This window comes from Roseomonas sp. TS2, from assembly GCF_058833935.1.
This window is the reverse complement of the sequence record NZ_JCACVY010000325.1, coordinates 1-2,210: the sequence shown is the minus strand read 5'-3', so window position 1 is coordinate 2,210 and position 2,210 is coordinate 1. Positions and strand designations below refer to the sequence as shown.

Below are 2,210 nucleotides of genomic sequence, written 5' to 3'. Positions count from 1 at the left end.
CGCCGCGGGCTGGCGGGCACCATCACCACCTCCGCCCGCGGCGTGCTCGATGCCGCCCCCGCCGCCGGCCTCGCCGGTGCCCGCAAGACCCTGCTCGGGGAATGAACGCATGAGCCTGACCCCGGAAACCCTGCTGGCCCGCCAGCAGGCGGCGCAGGACCGGCGCCGCCCCTGGGAGAGCATCTGGCAGGAATGCTACGATCACGTCCTGGCCCGCACCCCCGGCAGCGGCGGCCCGACGCTGTATGACGCGACGGCGCCCGACGCCGCCGAGCAGCTCGCCGCCAGCCTGCTGGCCGAGCTGACGCCGCCCTGGTCGCGCTGGTTCGGCCTCGCCCCCAGCCGCGCCCTGGCCGAGGGGCCGGACGCCGCCGCCGCCGCCGAGGCGCTGGAGCGGGCCACCGAGACGCTGCAGGGCCATCTCGACCGCTCCAACTTCGCGCTGGAGATGCACCAGGCCTTCCTCGACCTGGTGGTGGCCGGCACCGGCGTGCTGCTGGTGGAGGAGGCGCCGCCCGGCGCCGCCTCCGCGCTGCGCTTCACCGCCGTGCCGCTGCGCGAGGCGGTGCTGGAGGAAGGCCCGGGCGGCCGGCTGGATACCGTCTATCGCAGCGTCATGCTGGATGCGGCGGCGATCGAGGCGCGCTACCCCGGCGCGCCGCTGCCGCCCGCCCTCCTGGCCGCGTGCGGGCCGGAGGAGGCGCCGCGCCGCCACCGCGTGGTGGAGGCCGTCTGGCCCGAGCGCCAGGGCAGCGCCTATCTCGCGGTGCTGGAGTGGGAGGGGCAGGCGGTGCCGCTGGCCTCGGGCCGCTTCCTGGACAGCCCCTTCATCGCCTTCCGCTGGATGAAGCTGCCGGGCGAGACCTATGGCCGCGGCCCGGTGATGAAGGCGCTGCCCGACATCCGCACCGCCAACAAGGTGGTGGAGCTGGTGCTGAAGAACGCCTCCATCGCCGCCACCGGCATCTGGCAGGCGGAGGATGACGGGGTGCTGAACCCCGCCACGGTGAAGCTGGTGCCGGGCGCCATCATCCCGAAGGCGCCGGGTTCCTCCGGCCTGACGCCGCTGGCGGCGCCGGGCAATTTCGATGTCTCGCAGCTCGTGCTGGACGACCTCCGGGCGCGCATCCGCGGCGCCCTGCTGGCCGACCGGCTGACCTTGCCGCGCCAGGCGCCGATGACGGCGACCGAGGTGCTCGAGCGCAGCGCCGAGAGCGCCCGCCTGCTTGGCGCCACCTATGGCCGGATGCAGGCCGAGCTGCTGACGCCGCTGATCGGCCGCTGCCTCTCCATCCTGCGCCGCCGCGGCGAAGTGCCGCCGGTGATGCTGGACGGGCGCGAGGCGCGGCTGACCTACCAGTCGCCGCTGGCCCGCGTGCAGGGCCGCGCCGACGCCGCCAACACGCTGCTGTTCCTGCAGGCCGTGGCGGCGCTGGGCCCGACGGCCGCGGCGCAGCTCGACCTGGCGGCGGCGACCCGCCACCTGGCCCGCACGCTCGCCGCGCCGGCCGGTCTCCTGAACCCCGTCGAGGAGTGACACCCCGCATGTCCGAAAACCTGCTGGAACCCGCGCCGGCGCCCACGGGGTCCTCCCCGGCCCGGCCGGAGGATGTGCCGGAGAAGTTCTGGGACGCCGAGACCCAGTCGCTGCGCGTCGACGCGCTGCTGAAATCCTATCGCGAGCTGGAGAAGCGCCTCTCCCAGCGCGCCATGCCGCCGGCCGAGGACGCGCCGGAGGAGGAGCGCGCCCGCTTCCTGCGCGCCCTCGGCGTGCCGGAGACGCCGGAGGAGTATGCCATCGAGCCGCGGCACGAGATGTGCGGCCCGGACGCGGCGGTGAACGCCCGGCTGCACGCGGCCGGCTTCACCTGCCAGCAGGTGCAGCTGGTCTATGACCTCGCGGCCGAGCGGCTGCTGCCGCTGATCGCCGAGGCCGCCGCCGATTACGAGGCGCAGAAGCAGCGCGCGAAGCTGGCGCAGGAATTCGGCGGCGAGGAGGCCTTCCAGCGCCTGGCGCCGCAGATCGCCGCCTGGGGCCGCGCCAACCTCGCGCCGCCGGTGTTCGAGGCGCTCTCCACCACCGCCGAGGGCGTGCTCGCCCTGCACCGCATGATGGCGAAGGGCGAGCCCAGCCTGGTGCGCGACGCCGAGCCCGCCGAGCAGCTCGACGAGCAGGCGCTGCGCCGGATGATGCGCGACCCGCGCTACTG

General features: G+C 75.3%; 2 protein-coding genes. Both read left to right on the top strand.

Annotation, left to right across the window (positions count from 1 at the left end; translation table 11 throughout):
* Positions 1-109: 109 nt before the first annotated feature.
* Positions 110-1,537 carry a portal protein gene (locus ACZJYS_RS24050; RefSeq protein WP_493180607.1) on the top strand — a complete coding sequence of 476 codons (1,428 nt, stop codon included), beginning with the start codon at positions 110-112 and terminating at the stop codon, positions 1,535-1,537.
* An 8-nt stretch (positions 1,538-1,545) separates the two neighbouring features.
* On the top strand, positions 1,546-2,210 hold a 665-nt coding region (locus ACZJYS_RS24045), incomplete at its 3' end, for a capsid assembly protein (RefSeq protein ID WP_493180606.1).

Excerpts from the sequence above, each read along its gene's own strand:
- ACZJYS_RS24050 (WP_493180607.1), top strand. The coding sequence starts at position 110 with ATGAGCCTGACCCCGGAAACCCTGCTGGCCCGCCAGCAGGCGGCGCAG.